Raw genomic sequence first — 18391 nt, forward strand, 5'->3', positions numbered from 1 at the left:
TAGTTATAAACTATTTAAAATTATGGCAACTAAATATATTGATCAGCATGGCAACCCAATTGAGGTTGAAAAAGATAAAAGCGGAACGCTTTGGCACGAGATGAAACCCTTTGTAAAGTTTGGCCTTAAAACATTAGGTATTATGGCAGGCGCGCTCATAGCAATTGTTAAAGCCATCCCCAAGCCGGGCGGCGATGAAAAGCCTAAGCCCAATGGCAAGGTGATAAAAATATAACAGGAAGCGGTACTTTAAGTGCCGCTTTTTTTGTTTTTGCTGAGGATAATAAGTGGCGATTAATTTAAGGTTAATCAGAGCTTTTATTCAGCTTGTTCAGCCTTTTTTAATACCCGATGAATTATAAAAGTGCCTTTTTAAGCTGCAAATGAGGTTTTTTTTCAAAAAAAATTAAAGGTCATAAGTTTCTCTTTTTTAGAGAGTTAAGTTGTAAGGCGGCAGGGGTAAATCGGTAAAGTGAAAAATATTTACAACAACATGCTTTCTGTTGCGTTATAGTTATGAATTGTTTATCTATAATTAACACAAAAACTAAATTCAGAAACTATGAAGAAGTTAATGAGCGTGCTGATACTATCAGCTTTTACAGTAGGAACATTTGCACAGACAACTCCTAAAAAAGACACAACTAAGACTACAACTAAAACAGACACTGTTAAAAAAGACACTACCAAAAAGAACAGGTAATTTAAATTACTTGGTTGTAAGTCATCCAGACTGATTTACAGCTTAGTGTGTCTTTAAAAAAGAAAAACCCTGCACAGCGCTGTGCAGGGTTTTTCTTTTATGCGGCGATGCCAAGACTGATTAAAAGTCGTGATATAGGTTTCTGAAGCTGCTTCTGATACCTAAAGTAAGCAGCATGGTGTTGTTGGTAGCCAAAGCGTTCTTCTCGTGGCGGTAAAGCGCGCCAACCTCTAAACGAAGGTTATACTTAGGGTTCACCATGTAAGATATCGTTCCCTCTGCATATTGCATGGTTGTGCTGATACCCTGGCCAACTGAGGTAGTTGCACCTTGTGCCGGTGTAAACGGCTTGTTAATATCCTTACCGTAATTGAGCGCGTCTGTACCGCTTGCATCAAGTCCGTACTTGGCGTGGATCACCTGGCCCTGAAAATCAAAGTTGCCTATGGTATAGTTCAGTATTCCCAATATCTCCCTAAAGTTTGCTCCGTAAGGATGCGCCAGTGGCTCGCCCAATTGGGTAAAGGTGGTAAACCCATCCGGGTGGCTATAGGTATATGGCTTAACGGTATTGTATTCCGCAAGGTAATTAAGGTTACGCACCCCGAACAGATCGGCTCCGCGAACGCCTAATTGCCAACCATTGGTATTGTCGCCGTTTTTGCTGTTGAAAAAGTCGCTGGCCTTAAAACGGTCTATCACTAACTGCCCGTAAATAGCATTCTTATCAATAAACTTATATTTTCCGCTGATACCCGCTATGGAGTTTCCCGGTTGTTTTGATGGGCCGATTGAACTTGAGAAAAACAATGGGTTAAAGTAGTTTACATCAAAGCCTGCACCCTCGCCATTTACATCAGCCTCGGCAGCCATATAGGCATTAAATAGGCCGAGTGATACACGGTTGGTGATGTTCCAGTCGAGGTAATGGAAAGCGGCCCACTTGCGGCGGGTAGCGCCAAAGCTATCGAAACGGGTAGCCTTATAATCTTGCATGTAAGCCCACATGGCCATGTATTGGAACGGCCCAAGGTTTACAGTAGCCCTGAAGAGGGGGTAGTTTGAAGCATAGTCTGAAAGGAAGAGGGAGCGGTAACCATCACCGATAAAGGTTTTATCCTGCCCTAATGTTAGGGTAAGCTCTTTAATAGGCATGTATGACATTACCGCCGTTACGTACGACCAATCTTTTGTGCGCGCACGGCCGAATTTACGATCGAACGCTTGGCCCGGTACTATGCCGGTACCATTGATCTCTTGGTCGTAATAGCGGGCGAACTTCGCCTGGTTTTCGTAACCACTGGTGTAAAAAGCAAACTTTTTGCCAATGGTACCACCCAGTTGAAAACCACGGGTATTTAAACCAATGCGCGATTTAAGGATGGCCCCGAACGGTGCAAAGGTGATGGTTTTATCATTAGGATAAGCGGAATGAGCTTCGGCCGCGCTTTCTTTCAAATCGTGGCCCAGTATGTTTTCGCTTAATACATCGAAGTAAAAAGTGTAATCCTTATCATTCACCTGTATCAGGTGTTCATCAAAAAGCTTACGGCCTGCCCAGCTCTTGTGCATGGTGAAAATGCCCTCGGCAAACCATTTCTCGTGGCGCTTATTAAGGTCCATCAACTCATTATAGCGTTGTTGCAGGGTGCTATCAATAAACAAAGGCTTTAACGCAGTATGCGCCGTATTTTTTACCGAATAAACATCGGCGTTAAATTTTTGATAAAGCTGGTATTGATAGGGCAATTGTTCTGTTTGCGAGTAGCCTTGTTTTGCTGTTAGCAATAAGGCCGCACTCGCTAAAGCCAACTTGCATAGGTTTTTAGCGTAAGTTTTTTGCATGCGCAATAATTATTGGGACAAGATAAATATTTAAGTAACCAAAATTACACAAAGGTGTTCATTTTAATTGTACTGTACTTGGCGATGGTATGGAATAACATTATTCATAGATCGCGTCATTGCGAGGAACGAAGCAATCTCCTACTTGCAGAGCCACTCTGTATAGTTCGCGATTGCTTCGTTCCTCGCAATGACAGCTTTTTTAGCTATACTATTTGTACAACTCCTGCTCGTCGGTATAATATGTTTTGCGGCTGCCTGCTTTAACCTGTATTTCGGCGCCATTGGGGCTGTGCGTTTTTTTTGAGTTATGGATCAGCATAAAATCGCGCACTTCGCCATTAATAATATCCGGATGCTTTTTCAGGATCTGTTTTTCGGCATCGGTAAGTACCTCCTTAATCGCTTTGGCCAATGCTTTTACTTTATCGGCCGGTATTTTATTGCCAACGGAAAACGGCGATATCCCGGCATGCCATAAAATTTCATCAGCATAAGCGTTACCAATTCCTCTGATGATATGCTGATCGAGCAGGATGGTTTTTACATTGGTTTTTGTTTTGCCCAGCGTTTCTTTATAAAAATCAGCATCGGCACTATCGGCCAGGGCATCCGGCGCTTCCTTTTTTTCGGGATTGAGGGTAGGGGTAGCCATCTTCTGAAAATCGGTCAGCGTAAGCCCGGTATCATCAGTAAAGTGGATATCTATAATACTGTATTTGTTTTCGTTATCGCCTTCAAATAAAAAAAGTTTACCATGCAGCATCAGGTGCAAACCTAACACATCACCTTTTGAAAACTCAATGTGGAGTTCTTTGCCTTCGCGATATATTTTTTTGATCTTTTGTCCGTCAAGCGTATCCTTTAATTCTTCGGGCGATACATTAAGTTTTGAGCTGGTAACCTTAACATCTTTTACGGTTTTGCCGGCTAAGCGTTTATCTAAGTTATGGCTGAAAGCCTGTAGGTCTGGTAGTTCGGGCATTGGTTTGTTTTTATAGGTTAACAAAGATAAAAGGTTTATCTCAATTGTATTATTAATATGCCCCGGATTTAATAAGACGGCGGTATGCAATTCAGCACAAACAAAAAAACGCCCGGGGGAATGCCCGGGCGTTTTTGTTATGATTATTGTAGTTTTTGGCTTATTTAGCTTTACCGAACTCGCCGTTAGCTTTAATTTCAACTTCGTCGCTAACTACAGCAGCAGGGAATTTAGTACCGAACGCGAAATCAGAACGTTTGATAGTACCGGTTACCTGGAAACCTGCATCGTCAGCTTTGCTCATTGGATTAACAATAGTACCGCGGTACCATAAATCTAAAGTAACCACTTTAGTTGTACCATGTAAGGTTAAGTTACCTGTTACTTTGTATTTTTTATCGGCAACTTTTTTAATGCTTGTGCTTGCGAAAGTAATTGTAGGGAATTTTTCTACATCGAAAAAGTCAGCGCTTTTTAAGTGACCATCTCTTTTTTCGTTTTCAGTGTTTACTGAAGCAGTTTGTGCTGTAAAGCTGAATTTAGCATCGCTAAAATCTGGTTTGCTGCTAACAATTGTAGCGTCAAAATCTTTAAAGCTACCATCAACATCTGATACCAATAAGTGGGTAACAGTAAATTTAAGGTTAGCGTGAGCCTTATCAAGGTTCCAGGTGGTTTGCGCGAAAACGGCCGTGTTTACTAAAATGGCGGCTGCTAATAGCATGATTGTCTTCTTCATCTTCTTTTGTTTTTTGTTTGTGTTTAACTTTTGTATTGTTTAATGCTGCAAAGGTATCTAACTGATTTATATATCAAATAAAAATAGTTGTTTAAACATCTATTTTGACGAAATTATGAGAAATGCTACCAAACCTATCGACTTTTATTGGCTTTTAAAGTATCCGGATAGTCATTTTGTAAGTTTTGTTTTGATGCTTAGGCTATTAAGAAATATTATGAACATTGCTGATGGCGGCGTTTATTACCTCACCTAAGTCCTCTTCAAAGGAGAGGACTTCACCGTATTCTGGTTGAAAGTATTGTTTTAACTGCCCTCTCCACCGGAGAGGGTTGGGTGAGGCTTTACACAGTTTATCACAAATCGCACTAAATATATATTCTTTAAAGGAGTAGTACCCTAACAATTTTTAGGCCATAAGTGGTAAATCGTTTTTATTTTACTTCACACACTGTTATACAAATAGTGTACTAATTACAATAACCTATTACTTAAATTGCAACAAACCAATATATTAGATGCGAGTTTGGCAGCTTTGTAACAAAGCTATTGCATGAGCCGTATAACAATCACTCTAATTAATCAAGAGGCTCAATACTACCGTACTCAATATTGGTTTACATGCTACCATAAATTGAACTGCAAATTATTGGGTCCGTAACTATCGATGTATGGGACAGTGCTTTACTTATTCTTCAGCTTCGCTTAAAAAGGCTGTTTTACTTATCCTGGCAGTAATTGCATTTGGTACCGCCGATGCTCAAAACAGGCTGAAGTTTGTACAGATAACCCCAAGTCAAAACACCGGGCAGGATTACTCGCCATGGTTAGATGATAATCTGGATACCCTGGTACAGGAAGCATGGCAAAATAACTTTGTATACGTTGATGTTAAACTGCGTTTTAAGTACCGCAGCAAAATAAGCCAGTTAAAGTTTTACGATTATACCGGCGTATTTGATGATAAGCCTGCTGAAATTTACGCCATAAAAGATACCACTAAAACCTTCCTCGGTATATTCACCGGGCCGGGGTATAAAATATTCCAGTACATCAACCTGCAAACTCCTGTTGAGGCCGATGGTGTAGTGATCCACAAATACAGCAATAACATCCCCCAAAAAATATTTGCCTTTGGTACCGAGGATACAAACGCGCCAACTACTGTTGACGTACAGCCCGAAGCACCCGTGCAAGTACCTAATAACCCTACAATCCCTACCGAAATACCGGATGGTTTGGTGAAGATCCCTATCGAGTCTGACAGGTGGTACCAGTTGAACAACGTGAGCGACGGTTTACAAGGTATGTTCGATGGTAATACCGAAAATGAGGTATACACCGGCTGGGGTAAAATATTTAACAACTACGATGCTTACTATCCTGTAAAGGAAAATGAAAAGATAGATATCTATAAGCTCAAATTCTACAATCGTACAGGTGGTTTGGGTACGTTCCCGCTTACGGTATCGGTAATTGATAGCACCGGTAAGCGCAGTGTAGTGGGTATTTACAGGGGCGGCTACTATCAGAAATGGTTAGGCCCTAATCCTGATAACGTTGGCAATTTTTATACCGACAGCGTATTTAAGAACATTAAATACATAGTGCTCAACTGCTGGTACCAGTTCCCTACCGAGATAGAATTTTACGGCGCGTACGATGTGCGTGTATCGCGCCCCGAAACAACGCCGCCGCCTGATGACCCGGTTGCCGATAAATCATACCCGCTGAACAATTACTTTGGTGTAAATGCCTTTGAGTGGGATTTTGAAGACGGTGCCAATCCTGATAACGTGGAAACCAATAGGATGACCGCTGTGAAAACCTTTTCGGCCGTGCGCCATTATATGGACTGGCAAAAGCTGGAATCGGAAGAAGACAGTTATACCTACAGCCCAACCCGCAGCGGCGGCTGGAGCTATGATGCCATGTACCTGGCCTGTAAAAACTCAAGCATAGAAGTACTGGCCGATTTAAAAACCCTGCCCGACTGGATGCTGAGAACATACCCCGAAGCTGAGCGCGATGCCGAGAACGTACCGGTAAGGTATGGTGCCGATTTTTCGCTTCCGGCCTCCTATATCGATCAGGCAAAGGTTGGTTTTCAGTTCGCGGCACGCTATGGTTATAATACCAAGGTAGATAAATCACTGTTGAGCGTTAACTCAACACCACGTTGGAATGCCGACCCGGTTAATAAGGTAAGGGTTGGTTTAGGCTACATTAAATATATTGAGTGCGATAACGAACGCGATAAATGGTGGAAAGGCCGTAAAGGTTATCAAACCGCGTTTGAGTATGCCGCTAATATGTCGGCCTTTTACGATGGGCATAAGAATACCATGGGCCCTGGTGTAGGTATAAAAAATGCCGACCCTGCTATGAAAGTAGTAATGGCCGGTTTGGCATCGGCTTCGCCGGAGTATTTGCATGCGATGGTAGAGTGGTGTAAGGTAAACCGCGGTTACAAAGCCGATGGTACCGTAAACCTTTGCTGGGATGTGATCAATTATCACTGGTACAGTCATGATGCGCAAATGATCCCTAACTCGGTACCAACAAGGGGCGTAGCACCCGAAGTGGGTGGTACCTTTGAAAAAGCCAAGCAATTTTTAAAAGCAGCGCACGATTACGCTAACGATATGCCGGTTTGGGTTACCGAGGTTGGTTACGATGCCAATCCTAACAGCCCTATGCGTGCTATCCCGATAGGTAAGAAAACCATACTTCAAACACAGGCCGACTGGATATTGCGCTCGTCGTTATTATATGCACGTGCAGGTGTAGAGCGGATCTTCTTTTACCAGATGTATGATGATAACTACGAAAACCCTATTCAATACGGTTCGTCGGGTTTAATGAACCAGGACCGCAGCCGCAAGCCTGCCGCCGACTTTATTGGCCAGGTGAAAAAACTGATGGGTAAATACAGCTACAAGGAAACCCTGAATAGCGATCCTATTGTAGATCGTTACGAGCTCGACGGACAACAAGCCTATATCGCCTGGATCCCGGATGAAAAAGGCCGCACCGGCACTTATAACTTTAACCTCGGTACCGACTCTGCTTTAATATGCGTACCAACTATTGGTAAAAACACCATCGTATCGGGCAAGGTAAAAATAACCGACGGTATACTAACCCGCGCTGTTAGCGAAACGCCGATCATTGTAATGCCTGCCGGTAATAAGATCGGTTTGCGTATGAACGCCATCATGTCGAACAAAAAGGTGATAGGTAATAATAACAGGGCCGCTACCGCTATGGTTGATACCATTGCCAATACATTGGCGGTTGATGCTATTAAACTGTTCCCTAACCCATCGGCGCGTTATGTAAATGTGTCGTTCAATAATAAGAACTTCAAGAGTGTAAATATTACCGTGTCAGATGTATCGGTAGGCAGGGTTTACAGCAGCCATAAATACACCAAGGCCGGTGAAGATTTTTCGCAAACCATCGATATAAGCCAGGTGCCAATGGGTGTTTGCCTGGTGGTGATAAAACAAGATGACAAGGTTACCGTAAAACGTGTTATAAAAACAAACTAAAGAGTTTTGCTAAGTGTTTATGTTTATAGTTGATTACTCATGGCACAGTTTTTCTTTTATCAGATGGTTCATAGCGTATTATAGTTAGGGGTAAATCTATAGCTATGAACCATCGCCATGAGTTTGGTTATTAGTTGGGCATTTTGCCTACCGCAATGTATAAACTCATTAGGGGTATAAATAATAACAAAAATATCCTGGCTAATTGTTGCCTGTCGGCATTACCCTCTACAAATACGTTGTAAAGATCGGCCTTTATAGTGTTTAGTTTCGCGTCCATTGTATAAGTATTAAATTATACATCTATGACGCTGCCAGGCCACACAGGGTTTAACCGCTGTTATTGTAATTGATCAGTTACAATTTGCTTTAACGTATATCTCATTAAGGTTCAAGCAGATCTTCTTCCTCAATTTTTGAAAATTTCCGTGTATCGCTCATGGTGCTGTATATAATTAACGATACCAGTATACAGGCGGTAACATACCAAAAGAACCATTCGGGGTGATGCAGGTCTTTACATTTAAGCGCGATAAGCTCGGCAGTACCACCAAAAACCGATACCGCTATAGCATACGGAAAGCCCACGCCCAATGCCCGTATGTGCGCCGGGAAAAGTTCGGCCTTTACCACCGCGTTAATAGAGGTGTAATTGCTCACCACCACCAATGCCAGCATGATCAGCCAAAAGGCAGCCCAGTCGCTATGCGTATCGGTAAGTTCTGTCAATATAGGTACGGTAGTAAGCGTCCCCAGCACACCGAAGGTAATGAGCAATGGCTTGCGGCCCACCTTGTCAGATATCCACCCGAACAAAGGCTGTATCAGCATAAAAACAACTAATGTTAAGGTTGATATCAGCGTGGAGTTGCTTTTGCTGAAACCGCTGGTGTTCACCAAAAACTTTTGCATATAGGTAGTGAATGTATAAAAAGCTACTGTGCCGCCCAATGTTAAACCAATAACGGTGAACACCGCTTTCGGATGCTGCGCCAAAGCCCGTAAGGTACCCTGCATCGATTTGCTTTTGCCCTCCGTTTTTGAGAACGATGCCGATTCGTGCAAACTGCGTCGCAGATACATGGTAATTACGGCCAGCATAGCACCAATACCAAATGGAATACGCCAACCCCAGCTATGCAGTTGCTCTTCGGTTAAAAATACACGTTGCAAAAGCACCAGTACACCCAATGCGAGTAGCTGCCCCATAATCAGCGTTACGTATTGAAAGCTGGAGTAGAAACCGCGATGCTTTTTGCTGGCCATTTCGCTTAGGTAAGTAGCGCTGGTGCCATATTCGCCGCCTACGCTAAGCCCTTGAAGTATACGGGCGATAACCAGCAGTAAAGGCGCCGCTACGCCAATCTTTTCGTACGATGGTATAACGGCAATAATAAGGGAGCCAACACTCATCAGCAATACCGAAAAGGTGAGCGCTGTTTTGCGTCCCCGGCGATCGGCAAAAGTACCCATGAGCCAGCCGCCTATAGGCCGCATTAAAAAGCCGATGGCAAATACACCGGCCGTATCAAGTAATTGCGCGGTTTCATCACCCTTAGGAAAGAACGACTTTGCGAAGTACAACGAAAAAGCCGAGTATATATACCAATCGTACCATTCTACCAGGTTGCCCATAGAGCCACCGATGATAGATCGTATCCTGTCGGCAGTAGTGGTAGGTGTGTGGGTTATGTTGCTCATAGAGTTGGTTTATTTGGAGCAAGATAAAAATAAATGTTTTGATTAAGTTCCCGGTATTAAGGGATGGTGTTGTCGACGGGTTTTAATTTTTGTTTTTTGGCGTTGCCTTCGGCCCGTGCTGTACGCTCATACGCGCACAAGGCATTAGGCGCAAGGCCGGTATCCGCTACCATCACTAACGCGAGGGCGTAAATGTAAAAACATCGTCATTGCGAACGCAGTGAAGCAATCCCCGACCTACAGAGGCGCTTTGTATAGTTCGCGATTGCTTCGTGCCTCACAGCAATGACACGTCTTTCTAAGACCTGCGCAAACCCAAGTATATGCGAAGTTCACCGTCAGCAAACAGCTTCGGGCGAAAGCGGGCAGAACTGCGTTGGCCAAGAGCGCAAAGGCGGGCATAGCGAACTTGTTGCATGTGGGGAGGAAATGAGCGGCGGGGCAAAAGTTCCAGCCCCAAGTTCTGCACGATTTGCAGGGCATGGCCTCGTGCGGCAAAGAAGCCTTTTGCTGGACAAGGGTTTTGTTACTTTTGCCCTCAAAAGTAATGGGGCACTGCGCCCAAGAGCAGACCAACATTAATCACAGCACAGGCACAGCCTAAGTAGAGAGTTTGTGACGCATCAAATACTATTTCACCTTCAAAGCCCCAATGAACTTAAAAACTCCGAATTGATAACCGAAAATATGAAAAGGATAATATAAAATCTAACTTAAAACACATACCCTCGCATCTCAAAAAATAATTATCTTGCTTCATGCTTTTCACCGAAGACTTTTTGCATTACGTATGGAAATTCAGGTTGTTTGAACGTGCCGATCTGCGAACTGTTGATGGCGAAGAGATAGAGGTGTTTTCGGCCGGGCTGCATAATAAGGATGCCGGGCCCGATTTTCAAACCGCCCGCATCCGCATTGGCGATACCGTTTGGGCGGGCAATGTAGAACTGCACCTTAAATCGTCCGACTGGCAAAAACATGGCCATGTTGGCGATAATGCTTATGACAATGTGATACTGCACGTGGTGTACCGCGACGATGAGCCTGTTATATTACCCAACGGGCGCCGCATCCCAACGCTCGAACTGCAAGACCGTATCCCGGAGGTGCTGTACAATCGCTATCATCATTTGGTATACGGTAATCAACAGGTGATCCCTTGCGAAGCCAGCATTGGTTTGGTTGATGGTTTAACCATGCACAACTGGCTATCGCGTATTATGATTGAACGTTTGGAGAAGCGCTCGGAAACGGTTATTTCAGCACTAACGCTTAACCGTGGCGATTGGGAAGAAACCTTTTATCGTTTTTTGGCGGCCAACTTCGGGTTCAAAATTAACGCGCTGCCGTTTGAACTGATGGCGAAATCATTGCCGCAGATCATCCTCGCGAAGCATAAGAATTACGCGCTGCAAATAGAGGCGCTCATTTTTGGACAGGCCGGTTTTTTAGAGGGCGATTTTAAAGATGAATACCCACTAAAACTAAAGGCAGAATACAGCTTTCTGCAAAAGAAACACAAACTAAAACCTATAGAAAACCACCTTTGGAAGTTTATGCGCCTTCGCCCTCAAAATTTTCCTACCATCAGGCTGGCGCAGTTCGCGGCGTTCATCATCCGCTCGAACCATTTATTGAGCAAGGTTTTAGAAATAAAGGAGGTGGGTAGCCTGCGCAAGCTGTTTGCCGATGTAACGGTAAACGAGTACTGGGAAACCCATTACCGGTTCGATGCCGAATCTGCACCTTCATCAAAACAATTGGGGCAGGCATCGGTTAACTTATTGTTACTGAATACGGTGGTGTTATTTTTGTTCAGTTATGGCAGGCACCATCAGCAGGGCTACTATATTAGCCGCGCCATAAAGTTGTTGGAAAGTTTACCTGCCGAAAAGAACAATATTACAGGGGATTTTGCTACCTTAGGGGTGAAAATAAACAACGCCTTTGAATCGCAGGGTTTGCTGGAACTAAAAAATAGTTACTGCAATTATAAGAAATGCCTCGATTGCGGCGTTGGTAATAAAATACTAAAGTTGGCCTGATATGCTACAGCGGATAATTACATTTTTTGAACGGTACTCTTTTGGGGTATGCACTTACCTTGGTGAGCGTTTTAATGTATCAATAGCTAAGATCAGGCTGTTCTTTATCTACTCATCTTTTTTGGCGGTTGGTTTCCCGCTTATCTTTTATTTCTTTGCCGGTATTGTGCTTGATATCCGCAACTACGTTAAACGCAAACGTACCCGTTTAACCGATTTCTAAAAAACAATCTGTTCAGTTTTATCGCGACAATTTTTGCAAGGGTTTTATACCGTTAGGGTGAACTTTGTGCCTATGCCAACGGTGCTTTCTATGGTCATGCTGCCGCCCATTCGGTCAACAAATTCTTTTACCAGCATCAGGCCCAATCCATTTCCTTTTTCGTTACGGGTACCCTCGGTAGTATTGCTGTTGGTTCCGTTGAGCAAACCGGCTGCTTTTTCGGGCAGCATACCTACGCCTGTATCGGCTACTTCAATAGTGGTTAGGTGGGCATCGGTTTTAGCGGTAATGGTAACGGTGCCGTTCTCGGTAAACTTATTGGCGTTGCTGATGAGGTTGCGCAAAATAAACTCAATCACCCGCTTATCAGTACGCACAGTAAACTCCTGCGGAATATCGTTCACTATCAGGTTATGCTTGCTATGGCTGTTCAGGGTAAGCGAATCGGCTATGTTACAGATCAGGTCGTGCAGTAGAATGTTTTCGAAGTTCAGAATATCGAACTTAAGCTGCATCTCGCCCCAGTTCACTACATTCTCAATCATATCAATGGTACTGTCCAGTTGTACCTCAACCAGCCCCATCATTTCGGCGGCCTCGTATTCATCGAGCATGTCGGACCGCCTGAATTCAATCACCGATTTAATAGAGGCCAGCGGATTGCGCACATCATGCGCCAGTATAGATATAATGCGTTTTTGCGTTTGGGTAAGATAATTAAGGTGTTTATTCTTGATGCGTAGTTCCGCTATCTTGATCACGTTATCGGCCAATACCTTTAAACCGTTGCGTTGTTTTTCGGTAAGCATGCGGGGCATTTTATCAATAACGCATAGCGTGCCCAGCCTGTTCCCGGCCTTGGTAACCAGCGGAACACCGGCATAATACCTTATTGCCGGGTTATCAATTACCAACGGGTTATCGTTAAAGCGGATATCCTCTTTAGCATCGGGCACTTCAAATAAATGATCCTGCAAAATAGCGTGACTGCAAAAAGAAATATCGCGGTTGGTTTCATCAACATCGAGCCCTACACGTGCTTTAAACCATTGCCTGTTGGCATCAACCAAACTAATGAGCGATATGGGCATATCGCACAGGTCAGATGCCAGCTGTACTATGTCGTCAAACTCCTTTTCGTGCGGGGTGTCTAACAGTTCAATATTATAAAGTTCTTGCAGGCGTTTCTGCTCGTTACTCGGAAAACCGGCGGTTCTCATTTTTTATAGTTATTGGTTAAATAGGGGGATCACTCCCAAATGTACTAAAGAATATTAACAAAAATGTTACAATTGAAATTAGGAGAGGTTGGTTAACTGATATTACAATTTATACGATGGGTAATACTTAAATGTTATATTGGTTAATTTTATTATTGTATGGTTAATAGTAAACAACCTAAAAGGTATTCCACGTAATGTTGAATAAAATGCGGATGTGCCGGTAAGCCTATTTTTATTTATTTGCTGTTTGCAGCCAATTGATAGATTTTAATGTAAATTATTTAGGTATAACGTTCTGTTTTTGTCGTTAAAATATAATTTGAAAAACTTAAAACAATTTGCTGTTTCAGGTATTATACATTGTTAACAAAAATTATTCAAGGGTAGATTTTTATGGGGTTAATTTTACTTGCTGATGGATAACGAACGGGACTTTGATCTGCTAAATAACGATAGCATTTTCCGTACGTTAATTGAGGAATCGCCTACGGCTGTGGGCCTGTATGTAGGGCGCGAAATGCGTATACAGCTGGCCAACGATGCCATGCTGCAAATATGGGGCAAGGGCAACATTATTGGCCAAACTTTACGCGAGGCACTGCCCGAGCTGGAAGGCCAACCCTTTCATCAGCTGCTTGATGATGTTTATACTACCGGCATTCCCTACCAATCCGGCGAAGACGCGGTTGATTTTTTAATTGACGGCCAACTGCAACGCTTTTACTTCAGCTTTACCTACAAAGGCCTTAAAAATAAAGAGGGCAGGGTATGGGCCATTTTAAATACCGCTACCGATGTTACCGAACTGGCAATTACCCGCAGAAAACTTGCCGAAAGTGAGCAAAGTACCCGTGTAGCGTTAAGGGCCGGAGAACTGGGCACCTGGGATCTCGACCCTATCAATAATATAGTTACCTGGGATGAAAAATGCAAAGAGCTGTACGGTTTCCCCAAGGGCGATCATATTAGTTATGAAGGCGTTTTAAAACACATGCACCCTGCCGATGTAGAGCGGGTAAACAAAGCGGTGCTAAACGCGCTCGATATTGCTTCGGGTGGTGATTACAAGGTGGAGTTTCGTACTATAGGTGCTGCCGATGGGAAGATCCGCTGGTTGCGTTGCGAGGGTAAAGCCTATTTTAACAGTGATGGCATTGCCTATCGTTTTGCAGGTACAGCCCGCGATATCAGCACCGAAGTAAACGAACAAAAACAGCAGCGCCGCCTAACCGCGCTGGTTGAAAATACCGACGACATTATTTGCACCGCCGATTTAGATGGCAATATCAATTATATAAACAAAGCAGGTTTGCAGCTATTAGGCATAGCCGATGAGGAAAACTACGCCCCCTTGCATGCCAGTAAAATCTACTTTCCGGAGGATGTGCCTGTTTTGGAGCAGGAGATCATACCCGCGCTGATGAGTAAGGGTAAATGGTCGGGCAGGATGCGGTACCGTAACCTTGTTACCGGCGAAGCCATTCCGGTGTTTATTAACTCATTCCGGATAGATGGGCCTATTTCGGGCACGCCTATAGCACTGGCATCGGTAAACCGCGATCTTAGGCCCGAGCTTGCCGCCAATAACGAACGTAATAAACTGCTCGCGCTGATTGATAGCAGCAGCGGCTTTGTAAGCCTTTCCGAACTGGATGGTACCGTTACTTATGTTAACGCCACCGGCAGAGCCATGTTGGGTATTGATGCCAACACTACTAATTTGGGACATAACAGCCAGTTTATTATGCCTTATGAAATAAAGAGGCTGAAGGATGAAATAAACAAACAACTGCTGGAAGAAGGCCGGTGGACAGGTCGTGTTGATTATCGTCACTTCAAAACCGGCGAAGCTATACCTGTTGAGGGTAGCAGCATGCTGGTGTACGATAGTCTGACCGGAAAGGCGCAGGGCAGGGCATCTATTGCGCGCGATTTGCGGCAGGAGATTGCTGATAAGAAAGCTTTGCAGGATAGTCAGCACCTGCTGCACAATATTACCACCGCATCGCCAACGGCGCTGTGGATGTCGGACAGGGAGGGCAGGATAATTTATACCAACCAAACCTGGCTCGACTGGACAGGCCAAACCAACGACGAAGTAATGGGCGATGGCTGGCTACAGCCTTTAGTAGCAGAAGACAGGGCGATAGCCGCGAAAAAATTCATCGGCGATCTGGCGGCACGCAGGCATTATGAGGTTTCATTCAGGTTGATCCGTAAGGATGGTGAGATCCGCTGGTGTGTGGCTACCGGCAACCCGCAATACCATAGTGACGGTACTTTTGCCGGTTATATAGGCTCATGTACCGATGTTACCGAATATACCCTCATTGAGCAGCAATTGCAGGAGCGCAATATAGAGCTGAATGTACAGGTTGGCCAGTTTGAGTTTGTGAACAATTTTATGCCCGTACAGTTATGGACGGCTACCGTAAACGGAGACCTCGATTATGTAAACCAGCGCGCTATCGACTATTTTGGTAACAACGAGGGCGAGCTTGCCGATATATGGCAAAACTTTGTACACCCCGATGATATGCTGCCAACCACAAAGGCCTGGCTGCACTCTATACAAAGCGGTAGTCCGTTTCAGGTAGAATTCAGGCTGAAGGGAAGCGACGGCATTTATCGCTGGCATTTGGCCCGGGCGCTGCCTTTTACGCGCGATGGTAAAATTGTAAAATGGTTTGGCACCAATACCGATATTGACGAGCAAAAGCAGATGCAGCGCCAAAAAGACGACTTTTTGGGTATCGCCAGTCACGAATTGAAAACCCCGGTTACCAGTATAAAAGCCTACGCCCAGGTGCTTGGCGCCATGCTCGAAAAAGAGGGCGAACAGCGCAAAGCCGAAATGGTAAGCCGTATGGATGCCCAGGTAAACCGCCTCACCAATTTAATTGGTGATTTACTGGATGTTACTAAAATAAATTCGGGCCGTTTGCAGTTTAATAAGGTATGGTTTGATATTAATAAAGTGGTGCGCGAAACCATGGTTGATTTGCAGCACACCACACACCGCCACAAACTTGTTGAAGATTTTACCGAAACCGGGAAAATTTACACCGATAAAGACCGCATAGGCCAGGTGATCACCAACCTTATTACCAACGCAATTAAGTATTCGCCGCAGGCCGATAGGATAATTGTAAGCACCCGGCGCGAAAAACAGGAAATTGTTGTTTGCGTACAGGATTTTGGCATCGGAATAGCAGATAATAAACAGGATAAGGTGTTTGAGCAATTTTATCGCGTTAGCGGCAGCAAACAACATACTTTCCCCGGTCTTGGGCTGGGCTTATACATCTCATCAGAAATTATAAAACGAGAGGGCGGGCGTATATGGGTAAACAGCATTGAAGGCAAAGGCTCTACCTTTTGTTTTTCGCTGCCCGTAACCACACTCAACTAAATTTTGTATATAGCTTTTATAGCTTATAGGAATATAATAAATTTGATCAATTAACATTAACATGACAGGCCAAAAGAGGATAATGATTGCAGATGACGACCCCGGAATTGTTGACGCGGTTGAAATGCTATTGGAGTTTGAGGGATATGCGGTAACATCTACCGGTGATGGCTCATCAGTATTAAATTTAAGCGGAGAACTGCCCGACTTGCTGTTGCTCGATATTTGGATGAGCGGCGAAGACGGGCGCGATATATGCCGTAAGCTGAAAGAGGATGAATCAAAGAGACACATGCCCGTGCTGATGATATCGGCCAGCAAGGATGTGCGCGAATCGGCACTGGATGCCGGCGCCAATGATTTTTTGGCTAAACCTTTCGAAATGAACGATCTGCTGCAAAAGATAGAAACGCTTACCCAAAAATCGGCGTAGCTAAAATAAAAAACATAAAGCCCGCGGCCCTGTTACTATCTATATAACCAATAGATACTAAAATGGGCACATTACAGCATATACAACACCAGATAGTTGGTCTTAACGAATTGATTAAGGCCAATAACGATCGTATTGCAGGTTTAGAAAAAGCGACCGAAAATACCGATGATACCGGGCTTAAAACCCTGTTTGCCGAATATATTGACCAAAGCAAGGCCAATGTAAACGAGCTGAAAGATTACATTCACGTTTTAGGCGGCGAACCTGCCGACGGTACTACCCTTGCCGGTAAATTATCGAACACCTGGACGGATGTTAAATCTGTTTTCGGTACGCCCGGCAGGCATTCGGTATTAGCAGGTGTAGAATCGGGCGAGGATGTGATCAAGGCAGGCTACCGCAAAGCGCTTGATGATAAAGAACTGATATGGGAAGACGACAAGGTGGTAGCCCTGCTCACCGGTCAGTTAGATGCGTTAAAAACCGCGCATGATTCGGTTAAGGCATTGAGAGATGCTACCGTTAATTCATAATTTCAATCACCCTTTAAAATATTAAGATCATGGATCCGGTTGATGAATCATTTATAGAAGAGTTTAAGCCTGTGCACGTACCTCATAAATATGAGGCCGCCGAAAGCTGGCAGGATAAAGTTATATTTTCGCTGGCCGAACTAAACAACGGAACCATTGCCGAAGTAAGCGAAAAACTGCACGAGTTAGAACCTGACACGGAGATGGCCGTTATCACCCAAAATACTCAAAAGATATTGATAGGTTTGTATGACAAAGGCTTGTTAAAAGCGGTAGAAGAAGAAGGGCACCTGCGTTATAACCTCAGCAAAAACCTGGAACCCCATACCGGCAAAACCGATGTTTAATTTTTAGATAGATAAGGAGATACGATAATGGCAAACTTTCAGGAAATAATAGCTTCAGAAAAACCGGTGCTGATTGATTTTTCGGCAGAGTGGTGCGGTCCATGTAAAATGATGCCGCCAATACTGGAACAATTGAAGAAAGCAATGGGCGATGCCGTAACTATTTTAAAGATAGATGTGGATAAGAACCCGCAGGTAGCCAATGCCTATCATATACAAAGTGTGCCCACGCTCATCTTATTTCAAAACAGCCAAACCAAATGGAGGCAATCAGGCGTGGTACAGGCCGGGCAGCTCCAGCAAATTATACAGCAGTACGTGTAAAGCGGTGACTAAGTAATATCGAATTTTACTCATCCGGTCTTCGCTTAGCCCAACCCACCTTCTCTGCCACGCACAGAAGGTTTTTTTTAATGCTTTTTTTTCACCCTCTTTGCGTAGCAGAGAGAGTCGACCAGCGCAGCGTAGTCGGGGTGAGTTAATTTAAAAATGCAGACTATTACTTAGCAGGAATACTATTCCATCCTTCATTAAAACCATCGGTAAAGCCGCGTTTAATAGCGGGCCAGTTGTTGATTATAATAACTACTGCAAAAGCCAGTACGGTAATCTTTAAGCGTTTTTTTGATTGAGCGTTCATCGCGT

Annotated in this window: 16 protein-coding genes; 9 read left to right on the forward strand and 7 right to left on the reverse strand. The window is 44.0% G+C overall.

The features are described 5' to 3' along the window. Positions 1 to 22 precede the first annotated feature (22 nt). Positions 23 to 235, forward strand: coding sequence for a hypothetical protein (locus AC07NA_RS09650; RefSeq protein WP_345213880.1), 213 nt, complete (start codon positions 23 to 25; stop codon positions 233 to 235). Positions 236 to 823: 588 nt separating this feature from the next. Here the strand turns inward: AC07NA_RS09650 and AC07NA_RS09655 are convergent. The 3 genes from AC07NA_RS09655 to AC07NA_RS09665 form a co-directional block, all read right to left on the reverse strand. Continuing rightward, a complete protein-coding gene (locus AC07NA_RS09655; RefSeq protein WP_494897383.1) occupies positions 824 to 2548 on the reverse strand; it encodes a gliding motility protein RemB in 1725 nt (574 codons plus the stop codon). A 211-nt stretch (positions 2549 to 2759) separates the two neighbouring features. Continuing rightward, positions 2760 to 3533: a DNA-formamidopyrimidine glycosylase family protein gene (locus AC07NA_RS09660; protein ID WP_494897384.1), complete on the reverse strand. Its 774-nt coding sequence runs from the start codon at positions 3531 to 3533 to the stop codon at positions 2760 to 2762. A 160-nt stretch (positions 3534 to 3693) separates the two neighbouring features. Beyond that, positions 3694 to 4272 carry a YceI family protein gene (locus AC07NA_RS09665; protein WP_494897385.1) on the reverse strand — a complete coding sequence of 193 codons (579 nt, stop codon included), beginning with the start codon at positions 4270 to 4272 and terminating at the stop codon, positions 3694 to 3696. 671 nt (positions 4273 to 4943) lie between these two features. Here AC07NA_RS09665 and AC07NA_RS09670 point away from each other — a divergent pair. Next, complete coding sequence (locus tag AC07NA_RS09670; protein WP_494897386.1) at positions 4944 to 7826, forward strand: T9SS type A sorting domain-containing protein; 2883 nt, start codon at positions 4944 to 4946, stop codon at positions 7824 to 7826. A 130-nt stretch (positions 7827 to 7956) separates the two neighbouring features. Here the strand turns inward: AC07NA_RS09670 and AC07NA_RS09675 are convergent, their stop codons facing one another. Both AC07NA_RS09675 and AC07NA_RS09680 read right to left on the reverse strand, forming a co-directional pair. After that, a complete protein-coding gene (locus AC07NA_RS09675; protein ID WP_494897387.1) occupies positions 7957 to 8106 on the reverse strand; it encodes a hypothetical protein in 150 nt (49 codons plus the stop codon). Between the two features lie 104 nt (positions 8107 to 8210). Next, positions 8211 to 9527 carry an MFS transporter gene (locus AC07NA_RS09680; protein WP_494897388.1) on the reverse strand — a complete coding sequence of 439 codons (1317 nt, stop codon included), beginning with the start codon at positions 9525 to 9527 and terminating at the stop codon, positions 8211 to 8213. A 758-nt stretch (positions 9528 to 10285) separates the two neighbouring features. Here AC07NA_RS09680 and AC07NA_RS09685 point away from each other — a divergent pair. Next, on the forward strand, positions 10286 to 11572 hold the full coding sequence (locus tag AC07NA_RS09685; protein ID WP_494897389.1) for a DUF2851 family protein: 1287 nt from the start codon (positions 10286 to 10288) through the stop codon (positions 11570 to 11572). Between the two features lies 1 nt (position 11573). Then, the gene (locus AC07NA_RS09690) at positions 11574 to 11795 is read left to right on the forward strand and encodes a PspC domain-containing protein (protein ID WP_345214153.1); all 222 of its coding nucleotides are present in this window, start codon (positions 11574 to 11576) and stop codon (positions 11793 to 11795) included. Between the two features lie 44 nt (positions 11796 to 11839). On the opposite strand, the gene AC07NA_RS09695 is transcribed toward AC07NA_RS09690, so the two are convergent. Next, positions 11840 to 13015, reverse strand: coding sequence for a GAF domain-containing sensor histidine kinase (locus AC07NA_RS09695; RefSeq protein ID WP_494897390.1), 1176 nt, complete (start codon positions 13013 to 13015; stop codon positions 11840 to 11842). Positions 13016 to 13433: 418 nt separating this feature from the next. Between AC07NA_RS09695 and AC07NA_RS09700 the strand changes: the two genes are divergently transcribed. The 5 genes from AC07NA_RS09700 (at position 13434) to trxA (ending at position 18070) form a co-directional block, all read left to right on the forward strand. Beyond that, on the forward strand, positions 13434 to 16430 hold the full coding sequence (locus tag AC07NA_RS09700) for a PAS domain S-box protein (RefSeq protein WP_494897391.1): 2997 nt from the start codon (positions 13434 to 13436) through the stop codon (positions 16428 to 16430). A 61-nt stretch (positions 16431 to 16491) separates the two neighbouring features. Next, positions 16492 to 16863, forward strand: coding sequence for a response regulator (locus tag AC07NA_RS09705; RefSeq protein ID WP_494897392.1), 372 nt, complete (start codon positions 16492 to 16494; stop codon positions 16861 to 16863). Positions 16864 to 16925: 62 nt separating this feature from the next. Next, positions 16926 to 17399 carry a ferritin-like domain-containing protein gene (locus AC07NA_RS09710; protein ID WP_494897393.1) on the forward strand — a complete coding sequence of 158 codons (474 nt, stop codon included), beginning with the start codon at positions 16926 to 16928 and terminating at the stop codon, positions 17397 to 17399. Positions 17400 to 17428: 29 nt separating this feature from the next. Continuing rightward, positions 17429 to 17746 (forward strand): hypothetical protein, encoded by a 318-nt coding sequence (locus AC07NA_RS09715; protein ID WP_345214158.1) that lies wholly within the window; start codon positions 17429 to 17431, stop codon positions 17744 to 17746. A 27-nt stretch (positions 17747 to 17773) separates the two neighbouring features. Beyond that, on the forward strand, positions 17774 to 18070 hold the full coding sequence (trxA, locus tag AC07NA_RS09720; RefSeq protein ID WP_345214159.1) for a thioredoxin: 297 nt from the start codon (positions 17774 to 17776) through the stop codon (positions 18068 to 18070). A gap of 175 nt (positions 18071 to 18245) precedes the next feature. On the opposite strand, the gene AC07NA_RS09725 is transcribed toward trxA, so the two are convergent. Beyond that, on the reverse strand, positions 18246 to 18386 hold the full coding sequence (locus tag AC07NA_RS09725) for a hypothetical protein (protein WP_494897394.1): 141 nt from the start codon (positions 18384 to 18386) through the stop codon (positions 18246 to 18248). Positions 18387 to 18391: the final 5 nt, after the last annotated feature.

It is taken from the genome of Mucilaginibacter sp. GW821-FHT07G05, from assembly GCF_059418565.1.